At 40.6% G+C, this 20,203-nt stretch carries 21 protein-coding genes; 10 read left to right on the top strand and 11 right to left on the bottom strand.

The window, feature by feature from the left end; genetic code table 11:
- Complete coding sequence (clpA, locus tag FTV42_RS10340; protein WP_180038695.1) at positions 1-2,277, top strand: ATP-dependent Clp protease ATP-binding subunit ClpA; 2,277 nt, start codon at positions 1-3, stop codon at positions 2,275-2,277.
- Positions 2,278-2,368: 91 nt separating this feature from the next.
- Positions 2,369-2,722, top strand: a complete 354-nt coding sequence (locus FTV42_RS10335) for a YnfA family protein (RefSeq protein WP_180038694.1) — start codon at positions 2,369-2,371, stop codon at positions 2,720-2,722.
- 109 nt (positions 2,723-2,831) lie between these two features.
- Here FTV42_RS10335 and FTV42_RS10330 read toward each other — a convergent pair whose 3' ends face one another.
- The 3 genes from FTV42_RS10330 to FTV42_RS10320 form a co-directional block, all read right to left on the bottom strand.
- A complete protein-coding gene (locus FTV42_RS10330; protein ID WP_004280177.1) occupies positions 2,832-3,305 on the bottom strand; it encodes a hypothetical protein in 474 nt (157 codons plus the stop codon).
- Positions 3,306-3,409: 104 nt separating this feature from the next.
- A complete protein-coding gene (gene argF, locus FTV42_RS10325) occupies positions 3,410-4,330 on the bottom strand; it encodes an ornithine carbamoyltransferase (RefSeq protein ID WP_180038693.1) in 921 nt (306 codons plus the stop codon).
- A gap of 113 nt (positions 4,331-4,443) precedes the next feature.
- Entirely contained in the window at positions 4,444-5,091 is a 648-nt protein-coding gene (locus FTV42_RS10320; RefSeq protein ID WP_004646788.1) for a TetR/AcrR family transcriptional regulator, read from the bottom strand.
- A 230-nt stretch (positions 5,092-5,321) separates the two neighbouring features.
- On the opposite strand from FTV42_RS10320, the gene prpB reads away from it, so the two are divergent.
- Together prpB and prpC are read left to right on the top strand one after the other, a co-directional pair.
- Positions 5,322-6,206, top strand: a complete 885-nt coding sequence (prpB, locus tag FTV42_RS10315; protein WP_180038692.1) for a methylisocitrate lyase — start codon at positions 5,322-5,324, stop codon at positions 6,204-6,206.
- A gap of 4 nt (positions 6,207-6,210) precedes the next feature.
- A complete protein-coding gene (gene prpC / locus FTV42_RS10310; protein WP_180038691.1) occupies positions 6,211-7,350 on the top strand; it encodes a 2-methylcitrate synthase in 1,140 nt (379 codons plus the stop codon).
- 65 nt (positions 7,351-7,415) lie between these two features.
- Here prpC and FTV42_RS10305 read toward each other — a convergent pair whose 3' ends face one another.
- Positions 7,416-8,036, bottom strand: coding sequence for a hypothetical protein (locus FTV42_RS10305; RefSeq protein ID WP_005100825.1), 621 nt, complete (start codon positions 8,034-8,036; stop codon positions 7,416-7,418).
- 102 nt (positions 8,037-8,138) lie between these two features.
- A complete protein-coding gene (locus tag FTV42_RS10300) occupies positions 8,139-8,615 on the bottom strand; it encodes a CinA family protein (RefSeq protein WP_180038690.1) in 477 nt (158 codons plus the stop codon).
- Between the two features lie 253 nt (positions 8,616-8,868).
- Between FTV42_RS10300 and FTV42_RS10295 the strand changes: the two genes are divergently transcribed.
- Both FTV42_RS10295 and FTV42_RS10290 read left to right on the top strand, forming a co-directional pair.
- Positions 8,869-9,099 carry a hypothetical protein gene (locus FTV42_RS10295; RefSeq protein WP_004280185.1) on the top strand — a complete coding sequence of 77 codons (231 nt, stop codon included), beginning with the start codon at positions 8,869-8,871 and terminating at the stop codon, positions 9,097-9,099.
- Positions 9,100-9,720: 621 nt separating this feature from the next.
- A complete protein-coding gene (locus FTV42_RS10290; RefSeq protein WP_180038689.1) occupies positions 9,721-9,981 on the top strand; it encodes a hypothetical protein in 261 nt (86 codons plus the stop codon).
- A gap of 104 nt (positions 9,982-10,085) precedes the next feature.
- On the opposite strand, the gene FTV42_RS10285 is transcribed toward FTV42_RS10290, so the two are convergent.
- A complete protein-coding gene (locus FTV42_RS10285) occupies positions 10,086-10,427 on the bottom strand; it encodes a hypothetical protein (protein WP_005107130.1) in 342 nt (113 codons plus the stop codon).
- A 539-nt stretch (positions 10,428-10,966) separates the two neighbouring features.
- Here FTV42_RS10285 and FTV42_RS10280 point away from each other — a divergent pair.
- The 3 genes from FTV42_RS10280 (at position 10,967) to FTV42_RS10270 (ending at position 12,204) form a co-directional block, all read left to right on the top strand.
- The gene (locus FTV42_RS10280; RefSeq protein ID WP_257223441.1) at positions 10,967-11,206 is read left to right on the top strand and encodes a hypothetical protein; all 240 of its coding nucleotides are present in this window, start codon (positions 10,967-10,969) and stop codon (positions 11,204-11,206) included.
- A gap of 473 nt (positions 11,207-11,679) precedes the next feature.
- Positions 11,680-11,901 carry a type II toxin-antitoxin system HigB family toxin gene (locus tag FTV42_RS17820; RefSeq protein WP_180038688.1) on the top strand — a complete coding sequence of 74 codons (222 nt, stop codon included), beginning with the start codon at positions 11,680-11,682 and terminating at the stop codon, positions 11,899-11,901.
- 162 nt (positions 11,902-12,063) lie between these two features.
- A complete protein-coding gene (locus FTV42_RS10270; protein ID WP_005107128.1) occupies positions 12,064-12,204 on the top strand; it encodes a hypothetical protein in 141 nt (46 codons plus the stop codon).
- A gap of 41 nt (positions 12,205-12,245) precedes the next feature.
- Here the strand turns inward: FTV42_RS10270 and FTV42_RS10265 are convergent, their stop codons facing one another.
- From FTV42_RS10265 to FTV42_RS10255, 3 genes are all read right to left on the bottom strand, one after another.
- Positions 12,246-12,881: an SOS response-associated peptidase gene (locus FTV42_RS10265; RefSeq protein ID WP_180038687.1), complete on the bottom strand. Its 636-nt coding sequence runs from the start codon at positions 12,879-12,881 to the stop codon at positions 12,246-12,248.
- A gap of 221 nt (positions 12,882-13,102) precedes the next feature.
- A complete protein-coding gene (locus FTV42_RS10260; RefSeq protein WP_180038686.1) occupies positions 13,103-14,305 on the bottom strand; it encodes an alpha/beta fold hydrolase in 1,203 nt (400 codons plus the stop codon).
- A 171-nt stretch (positions 14,306-14,476) separates the two neighbouring features.
- The gene (locus FTV42_RS10255) at positions 14,477-15,616 is read right to left on the bottom strand and encodes a catalase family protein (protein WP_180038685.1); all 1,140 of its coding nucleotides are present in this window, start codon (positions 15,614-15,616) and stop codon (positions 14,477-14,479) included.
- A gap of 377 nt (positions 15,617-15,993) precedes the next feature.
- Between FTV42_RS10255 and FTV42_RS10250 the strand changes: the two genes are divergently transcribed.
- Positions 15,994-17,160, top strand: a complete 1,167-nt coding sequence (locus FTV42_RS10250; protein WP_180038684.1) for an MFS transporter — start codon at positions 15,994-15,996, stop codon at positions 17,158-17,160.
- A gap of 16 nt (positions 17,161-17,176) precedes the next feature.
- Here FTV42_RS10250 and FTV42_RS10245 read toward each other — a convergent pair whose 3' ends face one another.
- Both FTV42_RS10245 and FTV42_RS10240 read right to left on the bottom strand, forming a co-directional pair.
- Positions 17,177-18,667, bottom strand: coding sequence for an amidase (locus FTV42_RS10245; RefSeq protein ID WP_005107122.1), 1,491 nt, complete (start codon positions 18,665-18,667; stop codon positions 17,177-17,179).
- 46 nt (positions 18,668-18,713) lie between these two features.
- Complete coding sequence (locus FTV42_RS10240) at positions 18,714-20,144, bottom strand: diguanylate cyclase (RefSeq protein WP_180038683.1); 1,431 nt, start codon at positions 20,142-20,144, stop codon at positions 18,714-18,716.
- Positions 20,145-20,203 lie beyond the last annotated feature (59 nt).

Here is a 20,203-nt window from a genome sequence, read left to right as displayed (position 1 = left end):
ATGCTCAGTCGTCAATTAGAAGTATCACTACGTTTGGCTGTCAGCATGGCTCGTCAAAAGAGACATGAGTTCCTGACCGTAGAACATTTATTGTTAGCCTTGCTCGACAATGATTCAGCCGTTAATGCTCTCAAAGCATGTGGTGCGGACATCATCGTGTTGCGTAAGGAATTAGAAGAGTACGTAGAACAACATACCCCTAAACTTGGTGAAAATAGTGATCAGGCACCACACCCGACAGAAAGCTTCGACCGGATCTTGCAACGCGCGATTTTTCACGTGCAGTCAAGCGGCGGCGATCGTACTGTAGAAGGTGCTGATATTCTGGTTGCCATGTATTCTGAGCGTGACTCATTTGCAGTCTATCTGCTGAAACGTCATCAAATTAACCGTCTGACCCTGACTCAGTACCTGTCTCATGGTACCCGTAAAGAAGATGTACAGTCTGAAGAAGAAATCGAAGACCTAGATGGCGAATCAGCATCTTCAGCAAGTTCAGGTCCACTTGAACTTTATACCACTAACCTGAATGTTGAAGCACAAAAAGGTAAGACCGATCCACTGATTGGTCGTGAAAAAGAAATCGAGCGTGCCGCGCAAATTCTCTGTCGCCGTCGTAAAAATAACCCACTCCTTGTCGGTGATCCAGGTGTTGGTAAAACCTCGATTGCTGAAGGACTGGCTTGGCTGATCGTTAATGGTAAAGCGCCAAAACCACTGAAAAATGCTGAAATTTTCAGTCTGGACATTGGTGCTTTGGTGGCAGGAACCAAATACCGTGGCGACTTTGAAAAACGCTTGAAACAGCTTTTAAATGCGTTGAAAAAGAAACCTGAAGCAGTGCTGTTTATTGATGAAATTCACATGATTATTGGTGCAGGCTCGAGTATGGGCAGTACCATGGATGCATCGAATCTGATCAAACCGGCGCTGGCAAATGGTTCTTTACGCTGCATCGGGTCAACCACATTCCAGGAATACCGTCAGGTCTTTGAGAAAGATCATGCTTTATCGCGTCGTTTCCAGAAAATTGATGTGAATGAACCCTCTATTTCAGAAACCATTGATATTCTACGTGGTCTGAAATCGAAGTTTGAAGATTTCCATCATGTGGAATATGACGATCAAGCCTTGGTGTCTGCGGTAGAACTTTCTGCGAAATTTATCAACGACCGTTTCTTGCCAGATAAGGCGATTGATGTCATTGATGAAGCCGGTGCTCAGCGCCGTTTAAAAGCGGAGCAAGACGACAGTTTGATTACTGTGGAAAATATTGAAGACATCGTTTCTAAAATTGCGCGTATTCCTCCGAAAACTGTCTCTAAAGATGACAAGAGTGTGCTGGAAAATCTTGAGCGTGATTTAAAACGTGTGGTCTTTGGTCAGGATGAAGCGATTGAGGCCTTGGCTTCTGCAATTAAACTGTCACGTGCCGGTTTGAAGTCTCCAGATAAGCCTGTAGGTAGTTTTGTCTTTGCGGGTCCTACAGGTGTTGGTAAAACCGAAGTGACCAAGCAGCTCGCGAAACAGATGGGTGTGGAACTGGTTCGTTTTGATATGTCGGAATACATGGAACGTCATGCAGTGTCACGTTTGATCGGTGCACCTCCGGGCTATGTCGGTTTTGATCAGGGTGGCTTGCTCACCGATGCGATTCACAAAAATCCGCATTGTGTGCTATTGCTAGACGAGATCGAAAAAGCGCATCCAGATGTGTTTAACCTCTTATTGCAGATTATGGATCATGGTTCATTGACTGATAATAACGGGCGTAAATCTGATTTCCGTAACGTGGTCTTGGTACTCACCACCAATATTGGTGCTGAAAGTATTTCACGTGTCAGCATTGGTTTTATGGAACAGGACAATAGTAACGATAATCAGGAAGCGATGAAGAAAGCCTTCTCGCCGGAATTCCGTAACCGTCTCGACGGCGTGATTCAGTTCAAGGCATTGCCAAGCAGCATTATTGAAAATGTCGTGGATAAATTCCTGACTGAACTTCAAGCACAACTGGATGACAAAAAAGTCATGCTGGAAGTGGATCAGAGTGCACGTGAATGGATGTCAGAACATGGCTATGACCGTTTAATGGGCGCACGTCCAATGCAACGTCTGATTCAGGAACACCTGAAAAAACCGCTGGCTGAGATGATCCTGTTTGGTGAACTGGCTGAAAATGGCGGCAATGTTGCAGTATCGGTGAAAAAAGAAAATGGTAAAGCGGTTGGCTTAAAACTTGAGGTTTTTGAAGATCAAACTGCTGAACCAGCCTAATTAAAAAGAAGGATCAAACCCGTGCTTGCACGGGTTTTTTCATGCACTCATATTTTAAATTATCAAATTTATATCATTTAAAAGATAAATTATGGATATTCAAGTTACCAAGCTGTTCACGACATTTTTCCTGTTTTTGGTCACAGCACTGATGGAAATTTTAGGCTGTTATTTTCCTTATCTAATTTTAAATCAGGGAAAAAGCCATTGGTTGTGGATTCCGACAGCTCTGGCTTTGGCGGCTTTTGTCTGGCTGTTAACCTTGCATCCAGCTGCTTCAGGACGGATCTATGCCGCTTATGGCGGTATCTATATTTTTTCAGCGCTAATGTGGTTGCGCTTCGTTGATCAAGTCACACTGTCACGTTGGGATCTGCTTGGTGGTATGGTGGTAATACTGGGTGCACTGGTTATTATTTTGCAACCACAAGGCTTGATACGTTAATTGAGGTACACCTTGATAAAAAAGTTCATCAAAAAAAGGTAGCCATAGCTACCTTTTGTTTTCAGGATTCAAGAATCCTGAATTGAAATAAATGTCTTATGGGTTTAGATTATTTTAATTTGCAATCTTTTTGGGAAATATCAGTTTTATAGGTTTGTGTCTGCGAGTTCAGGCTGAGTTCAACCTTGTAAGGGTTCGCAATCTGATAACGATGCTCAAAGAAAATTTCACAATTATTCAGCAGATTGTTGCGAATGACTTTCATCACTTCTTTGCGCCCTAGGTCTTTTTCAAACTGGCTAAAATCGGGCGTGATGATCATGCCTTTCAGTGTGGTTTTGTTGGCACTTAACTGCAATTGTTCAATAATCGTATTTTGATCAATCTGCAACGGTAAAGTTCTGGAATCCTCTGCACTGAGCACTGCGAGTAATTCATTCAGTTCAGCTTTTTTCTGAATTTTAAATTTGCTGTCAATAATATTTTTTTCTTGAAGATATTGGTCAAATTCAGAAGCATGCACCGGTAAGACAGCACTGCTAAAACCTGCCAAGAGTGCCAAAATCCAATATTTTTTTTGCATTGTATAAAATCACTTTTTATTCCATTTCAACAACGATTATAAGAGCTGAGACAAAAAAAGCACCAGAGATTGGTGCTTAATTTGTGAAGATTCATCTTAAAAAATTAGTCTTTTTTCAGATTTTCATTAATCAGGAATTCAACCAAGGCTTTTTGCGCGTGCAAACGATTTTCTGCTTCATCCCAAACTACAGCATTTTTATGGTCAAGCAGATTTTCTGAAATCTCTTCGCCACGATGCGCAGGCAAGCAGTGCATAAACAAGCAATCCGGATGTGCAAGATCCATCAGGCGTTCATTCACCTGATAATCTGCAAAGGCTTTTTCACGGATCTTCTGCTCTTCTTCCTGACCCATGCTTGCCCAAACATCAGTCACGATCAGGTCAGCATTCACCGCTGCATCTTCAGCAGAAGGAACCAGTTCCACACAATGGGCAAATTCAGACAGGAATTTTTCTTGTGGCTCATAGCCTTTTGGCGCTGCAATTTTCAGATTAAAGCCCCACATATGTGCAGCTTCAATATAAGAGTTACACATATTGTTGCCATCACCAATCCAGGCAACAGTTTTACCTTCGATTGAGCCACGTTGCTCTACATAGGTCTGCATGTCAGCAAGTAACTGGCAAGGGTGGTGGTCATCAGTCAACGCATTAATCACTGGAACTTTTGAATAAGATGCAAAACGCTCCACGATATCATGGCCGAAAGTACGGATCATCACAATATCCAGCATGCTTGAAATCACACGTGCAGAATCTTCAATCGGTTCACCACGACCTAACTGGGTATCGCGTGAAGACAGGAAAATCGCGCTACCACCAAATTGGCTCATGCCAGCTTCAAACGAAACACGCGTACGGGTACTGGATTTTTCAAAAATCATGCCTATCACTTTACCAACAAATGGTTGGAACACTTCATTGTTATGCTGTTTGCGCTTAAGCTCAATTGCGCGTTGCAAAATCTGGTTAAGTTCTAAAGTTGATAAATCGCGTAAGGTGAGAAAGTGACGGAGAGCCATTCGTTACTCCACAATAATTGCCGAAAAACTCGATCAACAATCAGTTGTTGGTTAGTTTAAGAAAAAATACGGAATCGGCTAATATACTATAAGCAATGAAAAATGCAAAAAAACTAGACTTTTTGATGACCGTCTAAAAAGCGATCCACACAATAACTGATGTATTTGTCGATTTCCTGATCATCTTCCTGTACCGGAATTCCCATCAGAATACGCCATTCCAGATTGCGCAAAATACCAAAATACAGCTGCGCCGAATATTGTGGATTTTCGCAATGCAATAAACCTTGCGCATCTGCCTGTTCTAAAGCCGTGGCAATGGCACTTTGCACATGCACCGGGCCTCGCTCATGAATATGCTGAGCAAGTTCAGGATTACGCTGGCTTTGTTCCAGCACCAGACGCATAAAGGCCGAGTTTTCAGGTTGCATGATCTGGTGATAAAAATTGAGTAGCGTGTGTACTAAATAACTACGAAAATCCAGTGCCATCAATTCGATCGGAATACTGATATCTTCAAAAAACTTGATACGACGATAATCGCAGATAGCTTTAAACAAGCCTTCTTTATTGCCAAAGTATTTATAGATCGAAGCTTTGGAGCCTCCGGCATGCTGGACGATATCATCCAGAGAGACAGCGTCATAACCCCGTTCCAGAAATAGCTCGGTTGCACTGATCAGCAGCGCAATACAACGCTCATGACCACGTTTGGTCTGTGGCAGATCTTTGGCGAGCGGTTCTAGGGCAAGGTCTTGCATAGGAGATCGTACATCAACATGACAATAAAGATTGAAACGCCATCATAGCAAATATATGCACATATTTCATAATTGCGCCAGATAAGTGCGCTATTTGCTAATTAGGTAAAGCAAAACTTAAAAATTTGACTAAAGTTTTAGAGTATTTGTTCTATCGGGTTATGGAATGAGCAAGCCAAATGAGTATACTCGAATTTCAATAATTATAGCCAAGACTGTGGAAAAGGAAGATGACAGAACAAATGTCTGCAGGTTTAAGATTTAGACAAGCGCTTGAAGTCGAGAAACCATTGCAAATTATGGGCACGGTAAATGCCTATGCTGCCATGATGGCCAAACAGGTCGGTTATAAAGCTATTTATTTATCAGGTGCGGGTGTCGCGAATTATTCTTATGGTTTGCCTGATCTGGGCATGACCAGCCTGGATAATGTTCTTGAAGATGTACGCCGGATCACTGAGCGTGTGGATACACCTTTACTGGTTGATATTGATACCGGTTGGGGCGGTGCATTAAATATTGCCCGCACGATCAAGCAGATGATTGCAGCAGGAGCCGCTGCGGTTCATATTGAAGATCAGGTGGCACAGAAGCGTTGTGGTCATCGTCCAAATAAAGAAATCGTATCGCAACAGGAAATGGTCGATCGTATCAAAGCGGCTGTAGATGCGAAAACAGATTCAAACTTTGTGGTGATGGCGCGTACCGATGCGCTGCAAAAAGAAGGCCTGCAAGCCGTGATTGATCGTGCTTCTGCCTGTGTTGAAGCGGGCGCAGACGCGATCTTTGCTGAGGCGATGACTGATATCACCATGTATCGTACAGTATGCGATGCGGTCGGTGTGCCAGTCTTGGCGAATATTACCGAATTTGGTGATACACCGTATTATACGGTAGGTGAACTGGCTGAGCAGGGCATTGGCATGGTGCTGTATCCATTGTCAGCGACACGTGCAATGCAAAAAGCTGCACTTGAAGTGATGCGTTCGGTGCGCGAACATGGTACTCAGGTAAATGTGCTGGATATCATGCAACAACGAAAAGAACTCTACGAATTTTTAGATTATCACAGCTTTGAAGACACATTAGATAAACTGTTTAAACAGGAGAATTAAAAAAATGGCTGAAGGAAAAGTACTCACTGGCGCAGGATTGCGCGGACAAGTGGCGGGTAAAACCTCACTTTCAACAGTAGGCAAAAGTGGCGCAGGTCTGACCTATCGCGGTTATGACGTGCAGGATCTGGCTGAACATTGCCAGTTTGAAGAAGTCGCTTATCTGATTTTCTTCGGAGAATTGCCGATGGCAGAGCAATTGGCTGCCTACAAAGCCAAACTGAAATCCTTGCGCACTTTACCTCAGGCATTAAAAGAAGTCCTTGAGCGTATTCCTGCCGACTCGCATCCAATGGATGTGATGCGTACTGGCGTTTCCATGCTGGGCAATCTTGAAACTGAGCAGTCTTTTGAGCAGCAACAGGATATCGCAGACCGTATTTTGGCAACTTTGCCGGCAATCATTTGTTACTGGTATCGTTATAGTCATGACGGCGTACGTATTGAAGAAAATACTGAAGATGATTCGATTGGTGCACAGTTCCTGCATCTTCTGCATGGTGAAAAACCAAATGAGCTACATGAACAGGTAATGAATGTTTCCTTGATTCTGTATGCAGAGCATGAATTCAATGCTTCGACTTTTACCGCTCGTGTGTGTGCATCAACGCTGTCCGATATGCATTCCTGTATTACCGGTGCAATCGGTTCCTTGCGTGGCCCTCTACACGGCGGTGCCAACGAAGCTGCGATGGACATGATCGAAAACTGGAAGTCGCCTGAGGAAGCTGAGCGTGAAATGCTGGGCATGCTGGAACGTAAAGAAAAAATCATGGGCTTCGGTCATGCGATCTATAAGGACAATGATCCGCGTAATGGCATTATTAAAGTCTGGTCTGAGCGTTTGGCCAAAGATGTCGGTGATACCGTACTTTATCCAGTGTCAGTGCGCTGCGAAGAAGTCATGTGGCGTGAGAAGAAATTATTCTGTAATGCCGATTTCTTCCATGCTTCGGCTTATCATTTCATGGGCATTCCAACCAAGTTGTTTACCCCGATCTTTGTTATGTCACGTGTGACAGGTTGGGCAGCGCATGTGATGGAACAGCGTGCAGATAACCGTATTATCCGTCCAAGCGCGGACTATACCGGTCCAGAACTACGTAAAGTAGTGCCAATCGCTGAGCGTTCTACAGCGGCTTGATCCGTAAATGTCCTAGAATAAAAATAAGGTCTCAATTGAGACCTTATTTTTTTTAGTGAATTCTGTTATCGACTTAACAGTGCCGGATCTTCAATGCTATAACCTGTTTCAAAAGGAATACCCAGATACTTTACTATTACCAGGGTTTTATTCTGTTTCGGAACTTTATAGGCCTGGCTAATTTTCAAGCCTTGCTGATAACTGACTGCTTGCTGAACCGGACTTTTTTGTAAGCTGGATTTTACTTGATATTGATAGGTCCATTTTGGCACTTTTTCCTGAGGATCATGCCAGGCAGGCGCGCTACCTTTCGTTGTCTTTAACACCTTAAGCTGTGGCTTTGATTTTTGAATTGGATTTAATGGAACTAAACGTTTTTTGATTTTGGCAATGTCCTGATCAAACTTGCGACTGTCTTGATCATAATCGATGCGCTTGGTTTTAGGATTGATATATAAGGAATTGACCTGAACCAGTTGATTTGGTTTTTGGGATTTAAAATTATAATAATACAGTTGAGGCAAGCGTCCACGACCATCAAGATAATGACGCATGATATAAAGCTTCTGTTCTTTGACTTCATAGCCTAGAACTTCAATATTTTGTGGGCCGCCTACAGTAGCGAAAGCCAGACTGGGCAAGCTCAGAGGGAGCAGAAGCAGTGCGGTTTTAATATTCATGGTCATTCCACCCTCAAAAAAATAGATTGGCATTTGATCATGCCAATCTATCTTAAAATACGGTAGAAATAATGAAGCTTATTCAGGCTACATAGTAACTTTGAAAGCTTAGCTGTTATTCAATAGATTGATCATGTCATGTGCAACCACAGCTGACAGTTTATTAAGGCGTTCAAGTGGCGAGCCTTTGAGATAATACTGGAACTGATGGATTTGCGTGCCATCATTAATGGCCACAAAAAAAGTCCCTTCCGGTTTCTCTAGTGTCGCGCTACCACCTGGTTTAAGCAATCCTGTACAGGCAATAATCCAGTCAGCATCACGGAACATTTTTTTACCTGCTTCCGCCAGAGCAACCGTTACCGGCATAGATTCCGCAGTATGACTATTGATCAGATTCTTGGAAATGCCCAATACTGAAGTCTTGACACTTACATCGTAGCAGATCAAACCACCAATCAGAATTTCGGCACCTTCTCCTTTACAAATGGAGAACTGGCTACTGAGATATCCAGAACTTGCGCTTTCGATAAAGGCAATTTTTATGTTTTTCTCTTCGAGTAAGCCGCAACAGGTTTTTATCATAGTCTCTATATTTTCTTTGTGGGAGTGATTTTAGATCAATCTAGACAGATTTTTTTCTGTCGATCAACTCCAAGTATATTTATATTTTTATGAAAGTTAAAATTTTTTTCATAGATCAGTGTAATTTCATGTTGATCTGATCGCAAAATCTGAGTGGTTAAAGCTTGGGCTATTTTCAAAAATAGAGGTTTCTTCTCAGGCGGAACAGTGGTAAAAATAAAAATAAAGTGCTTAGTGAAAGTAGGGTGTTGGAATGAAAACCACAGTAAAATATGTAGTCTTAAAAAGTCTTGACTATCAATTGGGTACACCATTATTTCAGGAAGAAATTGACGCTGATGGTCAATATTTTGATCAGATACCAAGCACGATTTCTTATCAGAATTTGCAGTTCAAAGTAAAAAGCAAAGAGCTTAAACGTTTGCATCTGGCCGAAGAGCAGGAAGATACTCAAACGATTATCGTCAAAGTAGTCAATATCTAATAAAAACTGAATAGAATAAGCCTCTTTTAAAGAGGCTTATTTATTATAAATAGATTAATAAATATAATTACAAACAATGATTTGATCTAAGTTTATACCAAAATAATAAGTAAAAATATTTGAATTAAAGTCAAGGTAAATTCGAAACAGCTTAAGTTTTATTGGTGAGGTCATGTTAAGTATCGTATTTCTTCACAGTTAATAATATTCAAAAAGAATTGTATTTTTAATGTTTTATTTAATTTTTTAAAAATATAGAAGATTTAGATTTATTTTTATATATTTATAAATATCAATAGCATAGTTATTAAGTGGTTCTGTTTAATAACGCTTTTTAAATTTTATTAAAAATTTCATATATATGAAATAGGACTTAAGTTATTCCTTTTATTGGATAATAAATTTTTGACCTATAAAGTCTTTCATTATGTTTCTGTTGCATTATATCAGGTAATTTATGTTGCGCATTAATCTCCACTTCAAGTACTTATCTTACTATTTTTTACATTGAATTAATCTGTAACAGGTTAAAGGTTGGCGAAATCTGAAAAATGCGTAGAGTAGATATTAAGTCGAAACCTATCGGCTTTTAATTTAAAGCAAATAGTAAGGAATACCACCATGGCTAATAATCAACAGCAAGACCAACAGAAACAGCAACAACAGCAACAGCAAAATCAAGATCAGCAGCGTCAACAAAACAACCAGCAAAACCCAAATCAGCAACAAAATAACCAGCAACAACAACAGCCGCAGGGTGGTCAACACAACCAGCAACAGCGCGACCAGGAGCAACAAAACCAGCAAGGCCAACAGCAACAACAGCCACAGCAAAACAGTAACCAGCAACAACAACGTTCACGTAATCAACAAGATCAGTGAAAGCCACAGCGTTAATCTTTTTTAAGATATATGCTCTTCATAAAAAACCGCCTGATTCAGGCGGTTTTTTTTATATTTCATTGCACGATTAGACTAAGTATTTATTAACACTGAATATTGGCTTTTAGCTTGTAGAAATTCAAGGCATTGTCTAGGTCTGTGAGCAACTCTTTTTCTGTATATTCCTTGGGTGCAAGTTTTAGCAGAGCAGGCATGTAGTTATTTTTATATTCTTTAGGATATTGTTCACACAGGATACGTGTTCTTTCTTCCAGACTAATTGTTGAAGAGTCAAGTTTGTCCAGATAAGCACTGAGTTGATTATCTGACTGTTCAAACTGCGCTTTAATATTTGCAGCAGCCTCGGCTGAATTCTCTGCTTGCTGTTTTTGGCAGCCGCTTATTGCCAGACTCATCAATAAAGTAATTAATATGCGATTTTTCATGCTGCCAAAATATTGTTATTGCTCATATGAAAAATTATAGAGAGAAAAGACTAAAAAGAAAGCAATGATCTATAAACTTTATGAGACATTGAACATTCATAACATCCGATATTGACTGAAATAAGGAATTTTCTTCTAAAAATCTAAATTAACCCATTCTCACTTATAGGTTTAGCAATTCTTCTTGGGTTTTGGTTATTTAGTAATCTTATTTTCTCATTAAAAATATTTTTGGATAAATTACAGTCATTTAATTAACAAAAGTAATGGTTTTTTCATATTTTGAAACATTGCATCTATATATCCTACACAGATCGGCTGCATGGCTAGTGATATCTTGGCGTCATTCTAAGAACTTAATGAAAATAATTAAAAATCAGCACATTATAAGGCCTGTTTAATTTAGGAGAGTTAAACAGGCTTTTTCTTTTCCGTCTTAAATCTGGTTTTTTCTTTGCTGATTGTATTTTTTGGTCATTCTCTTTCACATAAGTTTTCATACACAACATAAAGCCTGAAAATTCCCTCAGGAGAGATACATGAATAGATGTTATTTATATATCTCTTTTCACGAAAAGACAGGACAAAGCTATGATGATGAGATGTATATGCGCATTTGGCATGGGCGTAATGGTTCATTTGGCATGGGCGTAATGGTTGGCTGTTGTTTTAAATCTTGCAAAGAGAAAATGTGTCAGATGATGAGCAGCAAGCATTGTAAAAGTGATCATTGTAAAAAAGATCAGACGACTCAAGCTGAAGAGCCTGTACAAACTTAGCCCAAAAGCTTCAATTTTACTGAAAGGCTAAACAGAGCTGAGTACTGAAGTTGTTCTAGATCGCTGATCCAATCATTTTATATTGAATCATTCTATATTTAAAGCAATAAAGCTTGATGTTGGATCGAGCTTTTTACACTCAGGAGAAAAACATGATGCAATTTATATTTTGTTTATTTGGTCTTCATGGTGCGACTGAAATTAACTACACGTGTGACCATGATGAGGTCAAACAGTGTCGTGATTGCTTGAAAAATATTGAATAATGTGCCAAATCATCAGACATATTAATGAAGATCAATCCCCGTTCAATCATCAGTTGGCGGGGTTTTTCTTTACTGATAAAATTTTTGAATCTAAACATAATTTCTCACAAGGAATACTTTATAAGAAAAATATTTCAATAGGATTACGTTTTGATAAATTCTTAGTACTTAGAACTGAAATAGCAAAATACAATAGAATATATGTAGGTGAGCATCTGCGCTCGAATTCTTGAAGCAATTCAAAAGAGGCCAAAGGCTGAAACTGCATTAGATGGTTGGTATCGAATGATTAAGGCCAATCATCCTAAAGGTTTTGCTGAGATGAAAAGACTTTTTCCGTCAGTGGATAAGGTTAGAAAATTTCATGTATTCGATATCGGCTCGCACGCGAATTCATATTCTTTGCTATATCGTCTACGATCAGGCTGAACAGCTTATTTGCTCAGATGAACAACAAGAATTGTGAAATGTCAAAGAGCACTTGAAGGAAAGTTTGTCTCTTTATAAAACTGAATGTGCAACATAAATAACATTGATGTTTAGCAGCAGATATCATATTTATTTATTAATAGATATATGAAGGAGATGCATATGACAAATAAGCCAGAGCAAGAATCAAATCCGCATAAAGAATCAAATGACGACAAGGGTAATCAGGCATCTTATAAGCATGTCAAACCAGAGAAAAAACCCAATGCAGAGCCGGAAAATCCATTGAGAGAGCAAAAATAGCTTTTTAACATGGACGAAGCCCTAACTTGGTTTAGGGCTTTTTAATTTCCCGATAAACGTTGATCTCTAGGCTTTGCAATAAATTCATCTTTCATTTCAAAGAAAAATTCATGGGCTTGTTCATGATCGCAGTGCAACCAGTCATGTCGTGATTTTTCCGGAATCACAATGATTGAGCGTTTTTCGTCATTCGGGTCATGAAACTGTTTCATAAAGGGATGGTGATCTGAATTTATGGTCAGCATCGAAAATGATCTGATTTTTTCACCATCAATGTGTGCGTCATCATAAATCGCCGTCACGGTAAAAGGATTGCCATCTTCACGTGAAATACCAAACCAGTGCGGTTTGCCGTCTATATATTTAGGTTCATAGAATGTATCGACTGGTACTAAAGCAAACTGGTTGTTTTTCCAAGCATGTCGAAAACTTGGTTTGGATGCGACTGTTTCAGTCCGTGCATTATAAGTATGCCGGCCATATTTTAGTTCTTTCGCCCAGGCTGGAATCAGTCCGAAACGTGCGATATCCAGCTCAAATTCGTCAGCACCGCGCATAATGATTGGGGCCGGCGCTAAAGGATAAACATGCGTTTTCATATCCAGTTCGAGTTGCTCTTCATGAATATCTAATAAGGAAAGACGTTTTTTTGAGGGGAATTCATAGTTTGAGCACATAAATAACCTCTTTCATTCTAATTATTATCTGCTAAAGAATTAAGGTATAAAAATGATGGGCTCAAAACAATTCGAAATCGTAAATGTAGTTTTAACACAAAGTAAGAATACGGATGAATATCAGTTTATCCTCTGTTATAGAATAGTGCTCATTTAAAGGACTATTCTATAAATATGAAGATATTTGAGTTTTTAATGATTAAATGCAAAAGCTCGCCGGGTTATTTTGTAGGGCAGGTGCTCAAAGCTTTTCCTTGTCCAACTAAATGGATAAAGTTTCCAATCAGAAATTCACTCTGTCTTAAGGAATCACGATGATCTCCATTTTTGACTAGATGGAAGGCGATAGATTTCTGCTTTGTACATACCTGCTGGTAGTAAGCATAAGTACCACGATAATCGACCAGTTGATCTTTCTCGCCTTGTACCAGCAGAACCGGCACAGTCGGTGTCATATTCTCAATAGACTGTTCTTTTAAATAATTTGTCAAAGGTGCCAGATTTACATTTGATTTAAAGACAGTCTTAGGTGCTTGTTTTAGGTCTGATTGTAATTCTGACAAACAGCGACTGCGTGCATGATTAAGAATTTCTCCCATTTCTAGGCTAACTAAATTTGCTGGAGCAAGCATCGGGTCTGCAGCTTCTGCTCCTAAAAGCACAATTGGAAAAAATGCGGCGACATCAGTCGTGATTTGCGAATTGCTAGCAACATATTCAGCGATTCCTTCATATTGATAACCGCCTGGTGCCAGTGCAATTGCCCCGCGAAGATCAAATTCAGGCGCATCTTTTTGACCGGATGCTGCAACTTTAAGAGATGCTGCACCTCCTTGACTATGACCCATAACATACCAATTTTTACTAAAGCTATAAGGCTTTAAATGGTGGATCGCTCGTACAGCATCAACGACAGTATGCAACTGGCTTCGCGCATTCATATAAGGATGACCGCCCGGAGTGCCTAAACCTTGATAATCAGGTGCAACGACTGCATAGCCGCGAGCGAGCCAGGCATTCAGTGCCTTAGCAGCGATTTGCTGATAGACATGGACTGGCCCACCCACATAATCTCCAGAGGGTGCACATGTATCAGCAACGCCAGTTGTACCATGCGCCCAAGCCAGAACAGGCCAGCCATCTTTAGGGACTTTGCCTCTAGGTAACAGGATATAGCCTGAAGCGACGATGGGTTCGGATTTTGTGCCACGACTGCGATAATTGATTAAGAAACGTTGTGAGGCATTCGTAAACAGATCAGTATTTTGTTCTTGTATAGATAATATTGTACCCGGTATTTTTTCCGAAATATGAGATGCTTGGATTTTGCTGCTATCGGGAAGTGGAGGAGATGCTATTGCATATGTTGAACCTAAACATAAACAACTCATGATCAATTTAATAATAGGAGATTTAATTTTCATCGCTGAAACCATTTTCCTTTTTATAATGTCATTTTTAATGTAGCAGCTTTATTTATGTTTCTAAATTAACTCTGCACAAAGTTTGTAAACTAAAGCTTTTAAGTTAAGGCGAATGAGCAGTACAACAGGTTATTTTAGGTTAGCTGATAACTTCAAATAAGCACTTATATTTTAATGTGGTTCTGATCTGTTAATAGAATTCATATCATGTCTAACCTCACTAATACGATCATAAATCACCTTTCGCATTCGGTTTATTACTCCCAGAGGTTTGTGTTCCGGTAGGGTATGCCATGGTGTAAAGGAAAGGTTTTCACAAAACTTGTTTTGGTCAGGCGTATCAAAAACTTGTGGAGGAATGCGGATAGTTGCGACCTTGTAGAAAGGTGCCTCACTTTCTTGCCATTCAGTCATGGAATCTTCGACCGACATGGTGTTTGATGTTCTAGGCTGTACCAGAAACTCCATACATGCTTCACTTTTTTGCAAATATTGGCGCAGTTTTTCTCTTAGAAAATTATGATGGGGAGCATGTGGAAGAGGATCTGTCACTGTCGAACATGTTTGAGCTGAATACTTTACAGCTTGACGATCAGTGACTATTCCTAATTGATAGGGCACCATAGACCAATATCTAGTTTGCAAAGGATTAGAAATTTTATTTCTCGTATTTAAGGCAATCCAGGTTCCTTTAGCTCCTAATGCAAAAGGAATATGCAACTTATTGAAAAATCTATCGCTATTTATATCTTGCATAAATGACATATATCGGACTGGATCATTCACAAAAAAGACAGGATGATTGATCATAATGAAATCTTGAGTAGAGGTTTCATCATCTAAAAGCTTTTCTCCCGGTACAGCCAGAAGTTTTATCGCCATGCCACGGGCATCTTTTTTAATATCTGCTTGTTGGGCATCTTTAGAACCATTAGAGAAACGAATCCAGGCTTGATATGTTTTTCCCGGAATAAAAACACCTTGAGCCAAGTTTTTGGGAAGAGCTTCATCTACTTTGAATTCTGCGCGTACGCAACCGTGTGCTTTGGGATGGGCATCACGTAGCGCGATACCTGTGGAATATTCTTTCCGAATCGATATCTCAATGATATCTGCGATTTTTTCAGTTATGTTTGCTTCATCAGGATAAAGACTTTCACTTAAATGATGATCTATATGGGGATGAATATTATCTTTTGGAGAGTTAGATGCTATAGGGGAAGCGTTAGCATATGCAGCACTACAAATACTTATTGCCATTAGAGGGAGGAAGACTAGACCCGAGCATAGAGGTCTTATAAAGTTAGGCATTGATTTTCTCCTTGCTATAAAGCTAGAGTTAGTTTTAATTTTTAGCCTATGATCTGAAATTCTTTGGACATACTTTAGCCATAAAATAATTGTAATGTCTGTATGATTGTTGATCTTCAGATTTTAAGTCCATCCAACTCCTTCCTAAAAACGTTTCCGCCCTTTATCGTGTGCTCAATATAGAAGCCGATTTATGTTCTTACTTTGATTTAACTCAGCAAAGGGTTTTTTGCTTTAGTAAAATTTATTCATAAACTTATGTAAATTTATTTTTAGACTAATACGAGATGCTCGTAGCAAAATCAAGAGTTGTCGAATACAGTGCTATAGAAATTGATCGAGTTTAACATTTTGAAAATATTAGGATATATAAATCAATGCCAGTTCTAGCAATCCAGCATAGACTCAGTGGATTTTACTTTTTTTACTATGCGATTGTCGGGGCGTTCATGCCTTTTTGGAGTCTGTATCTTGAAGATCAAGGCTTCAATTATCAGGAAATCGGCATTTTATCTTCTATTGCGATTGTTACCCGATTCTTTGCGCCGTTGATCTGGGGGTGGATTGCAGATAAATCCGGTAAACGCATGCTGCTGGTGCGTATTGCCACCTGGATGGAAGCCTGTATCTGGTTCATGATTTTTATCATTCCCAATAGCTTTCAATCTGTAGGTTTATTGATGCTGATTTTCAGTTTCTTTCAGAATGCTATTCTGGCTCAGTTTGAAGGCGTGACTTTATTCTGGCTCGGGGAAAAAAGAGCAGAACTCTATGGCAAAGTACGAAAATGGGGATCAGTCGGCTTTATTATCGGTGTATTCTGCTTGGGCGCCGTCTTTGAAATTATTAGCATCAGTATGTTACCCGTCTTGTTGCTGTGTATTTCATTTCTGGCCTTTCTCTGGTCATTTACCATTAAAGAGCCCACGACAGCACCTACCGCACAGAAACAGCTCGAACCCTTATGGCCAATATTCAAACGCCCAGTGGTGTATAGCTTTTTCCTGATTGAATTGATTCTGCTATTTTCACACGCGCCATTTTATAGTTTTTATAGCAATTATCTCAGTCAGGCGGGATTTAGCACCAGTCAGATCGGGCTGCTCTGGTCAGTCGGGGTCATTGCGGAAATAATCATGTTTGCCTATGCGACGTTCTTTCTGACACGGTGGTCATGGCGTCATCTGGTCACGCTATGCTTGTTAATGACAGGATTAAGATGGTTCATCGTCGGAGTCTTTCCTGCTTCATTTATGGCACAGTTTTTTGCTCAAACGATTCACGCTTTAAGTTTTGGTTTATTTCATATGATTGCGATGCGAGTGATTTTCCAGAATTTTTCTGCAGGGCAGCAAGGACGTGGACAAGCGCTATATAGCACGATGTGGGGCGTTGGCGTGGCGAGTGGCAGTATTCTGGCTGGGCATTATTGGGATCAAGTCGGCGGCACATCTATTTTTATCGCTGCTGCAGTATCGACTTTGCTTGGCTTGTTACTGATTTTCGGATTGCCAAATAAAGTCGAACTGCAAAAACAGGCTTGAAAATATCATCTCAGTATTAAATACGGATTTTGGCGTATTGCCCAAACCACGGTTGTGCCTGTTCCAATTGGGCTGCCAGTTGTAATAGCAGATCCTCACGGGCAAACGGCGCAATAAACTGTGAACCGAGCGGCAGGTTTTGTTCATTCCAGTACAGTGGTACAGACATCGCTGGGAGTCCGGTAATATTGGCCAACTGGGTAAAAGGCACCCATTTTAGATTTTCTTTCACAATCTGGTTTACTAGTTTCCCTTGCGCCAGTAAATGCGCTTTATTCAGTTTCAATAAACCTTTAAGAATCGGTTTCTGCCAGTTTGGTGTTTTGACCTCACCATTTTTTGGCGCCACTGTCGCCGTTGCAGGCGTCAGGTACAGATCATAATTATCAAAGAAATGATTCATCTGGGTCACATACTGGCCCCAGTTATTCAGGTTCTGGATATAATCAATCGCGCTGGTTTTGGCCCCAAAAGCCGCCAGTGCTAAAGAGTCCAATTCAAAATCATTTGTTTTAGACGGATAGCCTTTCTGGATTTCATCCAGCATAAATGAAAATTGGCTAAACCAGGTGGTAATAAAATCCTTGGCCAGTTGCATTCCATCAATGGCTGGGCGGTCTTCGACCACCTCATGGCCCAAAGATTCTAGCAATTTGGCTGTTTTTTCAATGGCTTTAATGGCATCCTGGGAAACAGGTGTGCCAATCGTAGAATAAGTGCTAAACGCAATTTTCAGTTTTTTTGGCGGTTGCTGAATCACATCCAGATAATGATGCTGAGGACGTTGAATCTTAAACAGTGAACTGTGATCTTCACCATGAGTGGCGTCTAGCATCGCCGCACTGTCACGTACCGTTTTGGTCAGTACATGCTGAATCGCGGCGCCATGCATGGCTTCACTCATTTGTGGTCCCCAAGGCGTGCGGCCACGACTCGGTTTCAGGCCAAACAGGCCGCAATAGGAAGCGGGGATACGTATCGAGCCGCCACCATCACCAGCACCCGCAATTGGTACAATTCCGGCAGCCACGGCAGAAGCGGAACCACCGGACGAGCCGCCGCTATTATGCTGTAAATTCCACGGATTTTTACAGCTGCCCCAAGCATCTGGTTCAGTAATACCTTTAATCCCAAATTCAGGAGTATTGGTACGTCCAAAAGTCACAATCCCGGCTTTTTCCCAGCGATTGACAATCTCGGCATTGGTCTCGGCGATATAACCAATCCGTTTTAAGCCCTGACAACCATAAGAAGTTGGATAACCGGCATATTCCTGAAACAGGTCTTTAACCAGAAAAGGCACACCGGCAAAAGGTCCGGACAGATTTTGCTGGCTCCGTTTCAATGCATGCTCATGCATCGGAATAATAATTGCATTTAGCTCGGGATTGGCAATTGAGCTACGCTCTAGTGCAGCAGATAAAAGTTCACTTGAATGTACTTGTTTATTGGCGACCAGATCAGCCAGTCCTAAACCGTCATATTGCAGATATTCTTCAAATTTCATTGCCATTCCCTAGTGTTGCTGCTTCAAGGTTGTAGATCATTTAGGCTCAAGATGCAAGCGCCACCTGATTTCGCCCACGATGTTTGGCCTGATACAAGGCTTGATCTGCAATATTGATCAGGTTTTGCAGGTCTTGGGCCTGCGGTTCATTTTGATGAGTGATGCCCACACTCACGGTAATATACAGGGGCGAGCCATCTGATTGATAAATCGGGGTTTTTTCCACAAGATCACGAATCCGTTCTGCAATGAGCCGCGCTTCTGAGGGTTCGGTATTCCAGAGTAGCAGTACAAATTCTTCTCCACCAATCCGTGCAAAAAGATCTTGAGCACGTAAATTGTTACGTACAATCTGCGCAAAGTGTTGCAGGACTTTATCACCGACATGATGGCCAAAATCATCGTTCAGACGTTTGAAATGATCAATATCCAGCATGATGACCGAAAATTCCATTCTGTTGGCATATTGCAGTAAATATTCACCTTTCTGAAAGAAAAAATGACGGTTCATGGTGCGGGTCAGACTGTCATGATTGGCCAGATACAAGACCCGTTTAAACAGCTCATTGCGGTTTTGGCTGATAATACACAGGATGAGCGGAGATAAGGCCAGCATAAACAGCCCGATCCGGAGTGAAATATAAATCGTAGAATCTGCCAGGATGGTGTGATTGGTGGCGTAAAACTGCGTCAGGCTGTAATAGGTCAGGATAATCACAAAAGCGTTGATCATGGTCATAGTAAACAGACGATAGGTCAATGCAGCCCAGATCAGTGCAGCCAGAGGGTAGAGCATTGCGCCCGGGCCTGCAAAAATATTGGTAATGATGAGACAGGCCACGACTGAAGATGCAGGTAAAAAATAGCTGAAGTAATTACGTTTTTGACGACGGTTTTTAAATAAGTATTGCATGTCTTTTATTCTTGGGAATGCCAAGATTAAAGGGAGAAACACAATATAATTCACCATTTCACCGGTCCACCACAGACCAAAATCAATCCATAAATTTTCTTTGGTCATGAATGAATTGGGTAGATTGGGCAAGGTGAGAACTGCAAAAGCCGCACTGGCCAGACAGCCGGCAAAAGCGAAGATGCCAAATAAATGAACGAAGGTATAACCGGTATTATAGTATTTGTAATTAATCTTGAAATATCGAATAAAAAATATCGAGACAATAGTACTGATCAGATTAGACAGGGTAAGAAACAGGCTCTGTAATAGGCTGTTCCCGGTGACCAGATCTGCAAACATAAAAGCACTGAATGCACCGAGCCAACCTCCCATATTATTTAAATGTGGAAAGCGTAAGAACAGGGCTAACAAGGCAGCATTGGCCGGCCACAATAATGCCAGGTACTCAATCGGTCTGGTTGCGATCCCAATAAAACAACAGACTAAAACAGCGAAAACAATGACAAAATAAGCATAGGTTTCATGATTTAATTGTTGTTCTGTTATTCGAGCTAATTGCAAATTTAAAATCCTATTCAAATTTCTAAGTGTGAATGATCACTTTGTTTAGCAACTAAGTT

Source organism: Acinetobacter sp. YH16052, assembly GCF_013417155.1.
Taxonomy (GTDB): domain Bacteria; phylum Pseudomonadota; class Gammaproteobacteria; order Pseudomonadales; family Moraxellaceae; genus Acinetobacter.
The sequence above is the reverse complement of the archived record's forward strand: the minus strand, read 5'-3'. Positions and strand labels throughout refer to the sequence as shown.

What these genes read in the sequence shown, in the direction of transcription:
- clpA (WP_180038695.1), top strand. Translation starts at nt 1, where the DNA reads ATGCTCAGTCGTCAATTAGAAGTATCACTACGTTTGGCTGTCAGCATG.
- FTV42_RS10335 (WP_180038694.1), top strand. Translation starts at nt 2,369, where the DNA reads ATGGATATTCAAGTTACCAAGCTGTTCACGACATTTTTCCTGTTTTTG.
- FTV42_RS10330 (WP_004280177.1), bottom strand. Translation starts at nt 3,305, where the DNA reads ATGCAAAAAAAATATTGGATTTTGGCACTCTTGGCAGGTTTTAGCAGT.
- argF (WP_180038693.1), bottom strand. Translation starts at nt 4,330, where the DNA reads ATGGCTCTCCGTCACTTTCTCACCTTACGCGATTTATCAACTTTAGAA.
- FTV42_RS10320 (WP_004646788.1), bottom strand. Translation starts at nt 5,091, where the DNA reads ATGCAAGACCTTGCCCTAGAACCGCTCGCCAAAGATCTGCCACAGACC.
- prpB (WP_180038692.1), top strand. Translation starts at nt 5,322, where the DNA reads ATGACAGAACAAATGTCTGCAGGTTTAAGATTTAGACAAGCGCTTGAA.
- prpC (WP_180038691.1), top strand. Translation starts at nt 6,211, where the DNA reads ATGGCTGAAGGAAAAGTACTCACTGGCGCAGGATTGCGCGGACAAGTG.
- FTV42_RS10305 (WP_005100825.1), bottom strand. Translation starts at nt 8,036, where the DNA reads ATGACCATGAATATTAAAACCGCACTGCTTCTGCTCCCTCTGAGCTTG.
- FTV42_RS10300 (WP_180038690.1), bottom strand. Translation starts at nt 8,615, where the DNA reads ATGATAAAAACCTGTTGCGGCTTACTCGAAGAGAAAAACATAAAAATT.
- FTV42_RS10295 (WP_004280185.1), top strand. Translation starts at nt 8,869, where the DNA reads ATGAAAACCACAGTAAAATATGTAGTCTTAAAAAGTCTTGACTATCAA.
- FTV42_RS10290 (WP_180038689.1), top strand. Translation starts at nt 9,721, where the DNA reads ATGGCTAATAATCAACAGCAAGACCAACAGAAACAGCAACAACAGCAA.
- FTV42_RS10285 (WP_005107130.1), bottom strand. Translation starts at nt 10,427, where the DNA reads ATGAAAAATCGCATATTAATTACTTTATTGATGAGTCTGGCAATAAGC.
- FTV42_RS10280 (WP_257223441.1), top strand. Translation starts at nt 10,967, where the DNA reads ATGAATAGATGTTATTTATATATCTCTTTTCACGAAAAGACAGGACAA.
- FTV42_RS10270 (WP_005107128.1), top strand. Translation starts at nt 12,064, where the DNA reads ATGACAAATAAGCCAGAGCAAGAATCAAATCCGCATAAAGAATCAAAT.
- FTV42_RS10265 (WP_180038687.1), bottom strand. Translation starts at nt 12,881, where the DNA reads ATGTGCTCAAACTATGAATTCCCCTCAAAAAAACGTCTTTCCTTATTA.
- FTV42_RS10260 (WP_180038686.1), bottom strand. Translation starts at nt 14,305, where the DNA reads ATGAAAATTAAATCTCCTATTATTAAATTGATCATGAGTTGTTTATGT.
- FTV42_RS10255 (WP_180038685.1), bottom strand. Translation starts at nt 15,616, where the DNA reads ATGCCTAACTTTATAAGACCTCTATGCTCGGGTCTAGTCTTCCTCCCT.
- FTV42_RS10250 (WP_180038684.1), top strand. Translation starts at nt 15,994, where the DNA reads ATGCCAGTTCTAGCAATCCAGCATAGACTCAGTGGATTTTACTTTTTT.
- FTV42_RS10245 (WP_005107122.1), bottom strand. Translation starts at nt 18,667, where the DNA reads ATGAAATTTGAAGAATATCTGCAATATGACGGTTTAGGACTGGCTGAT.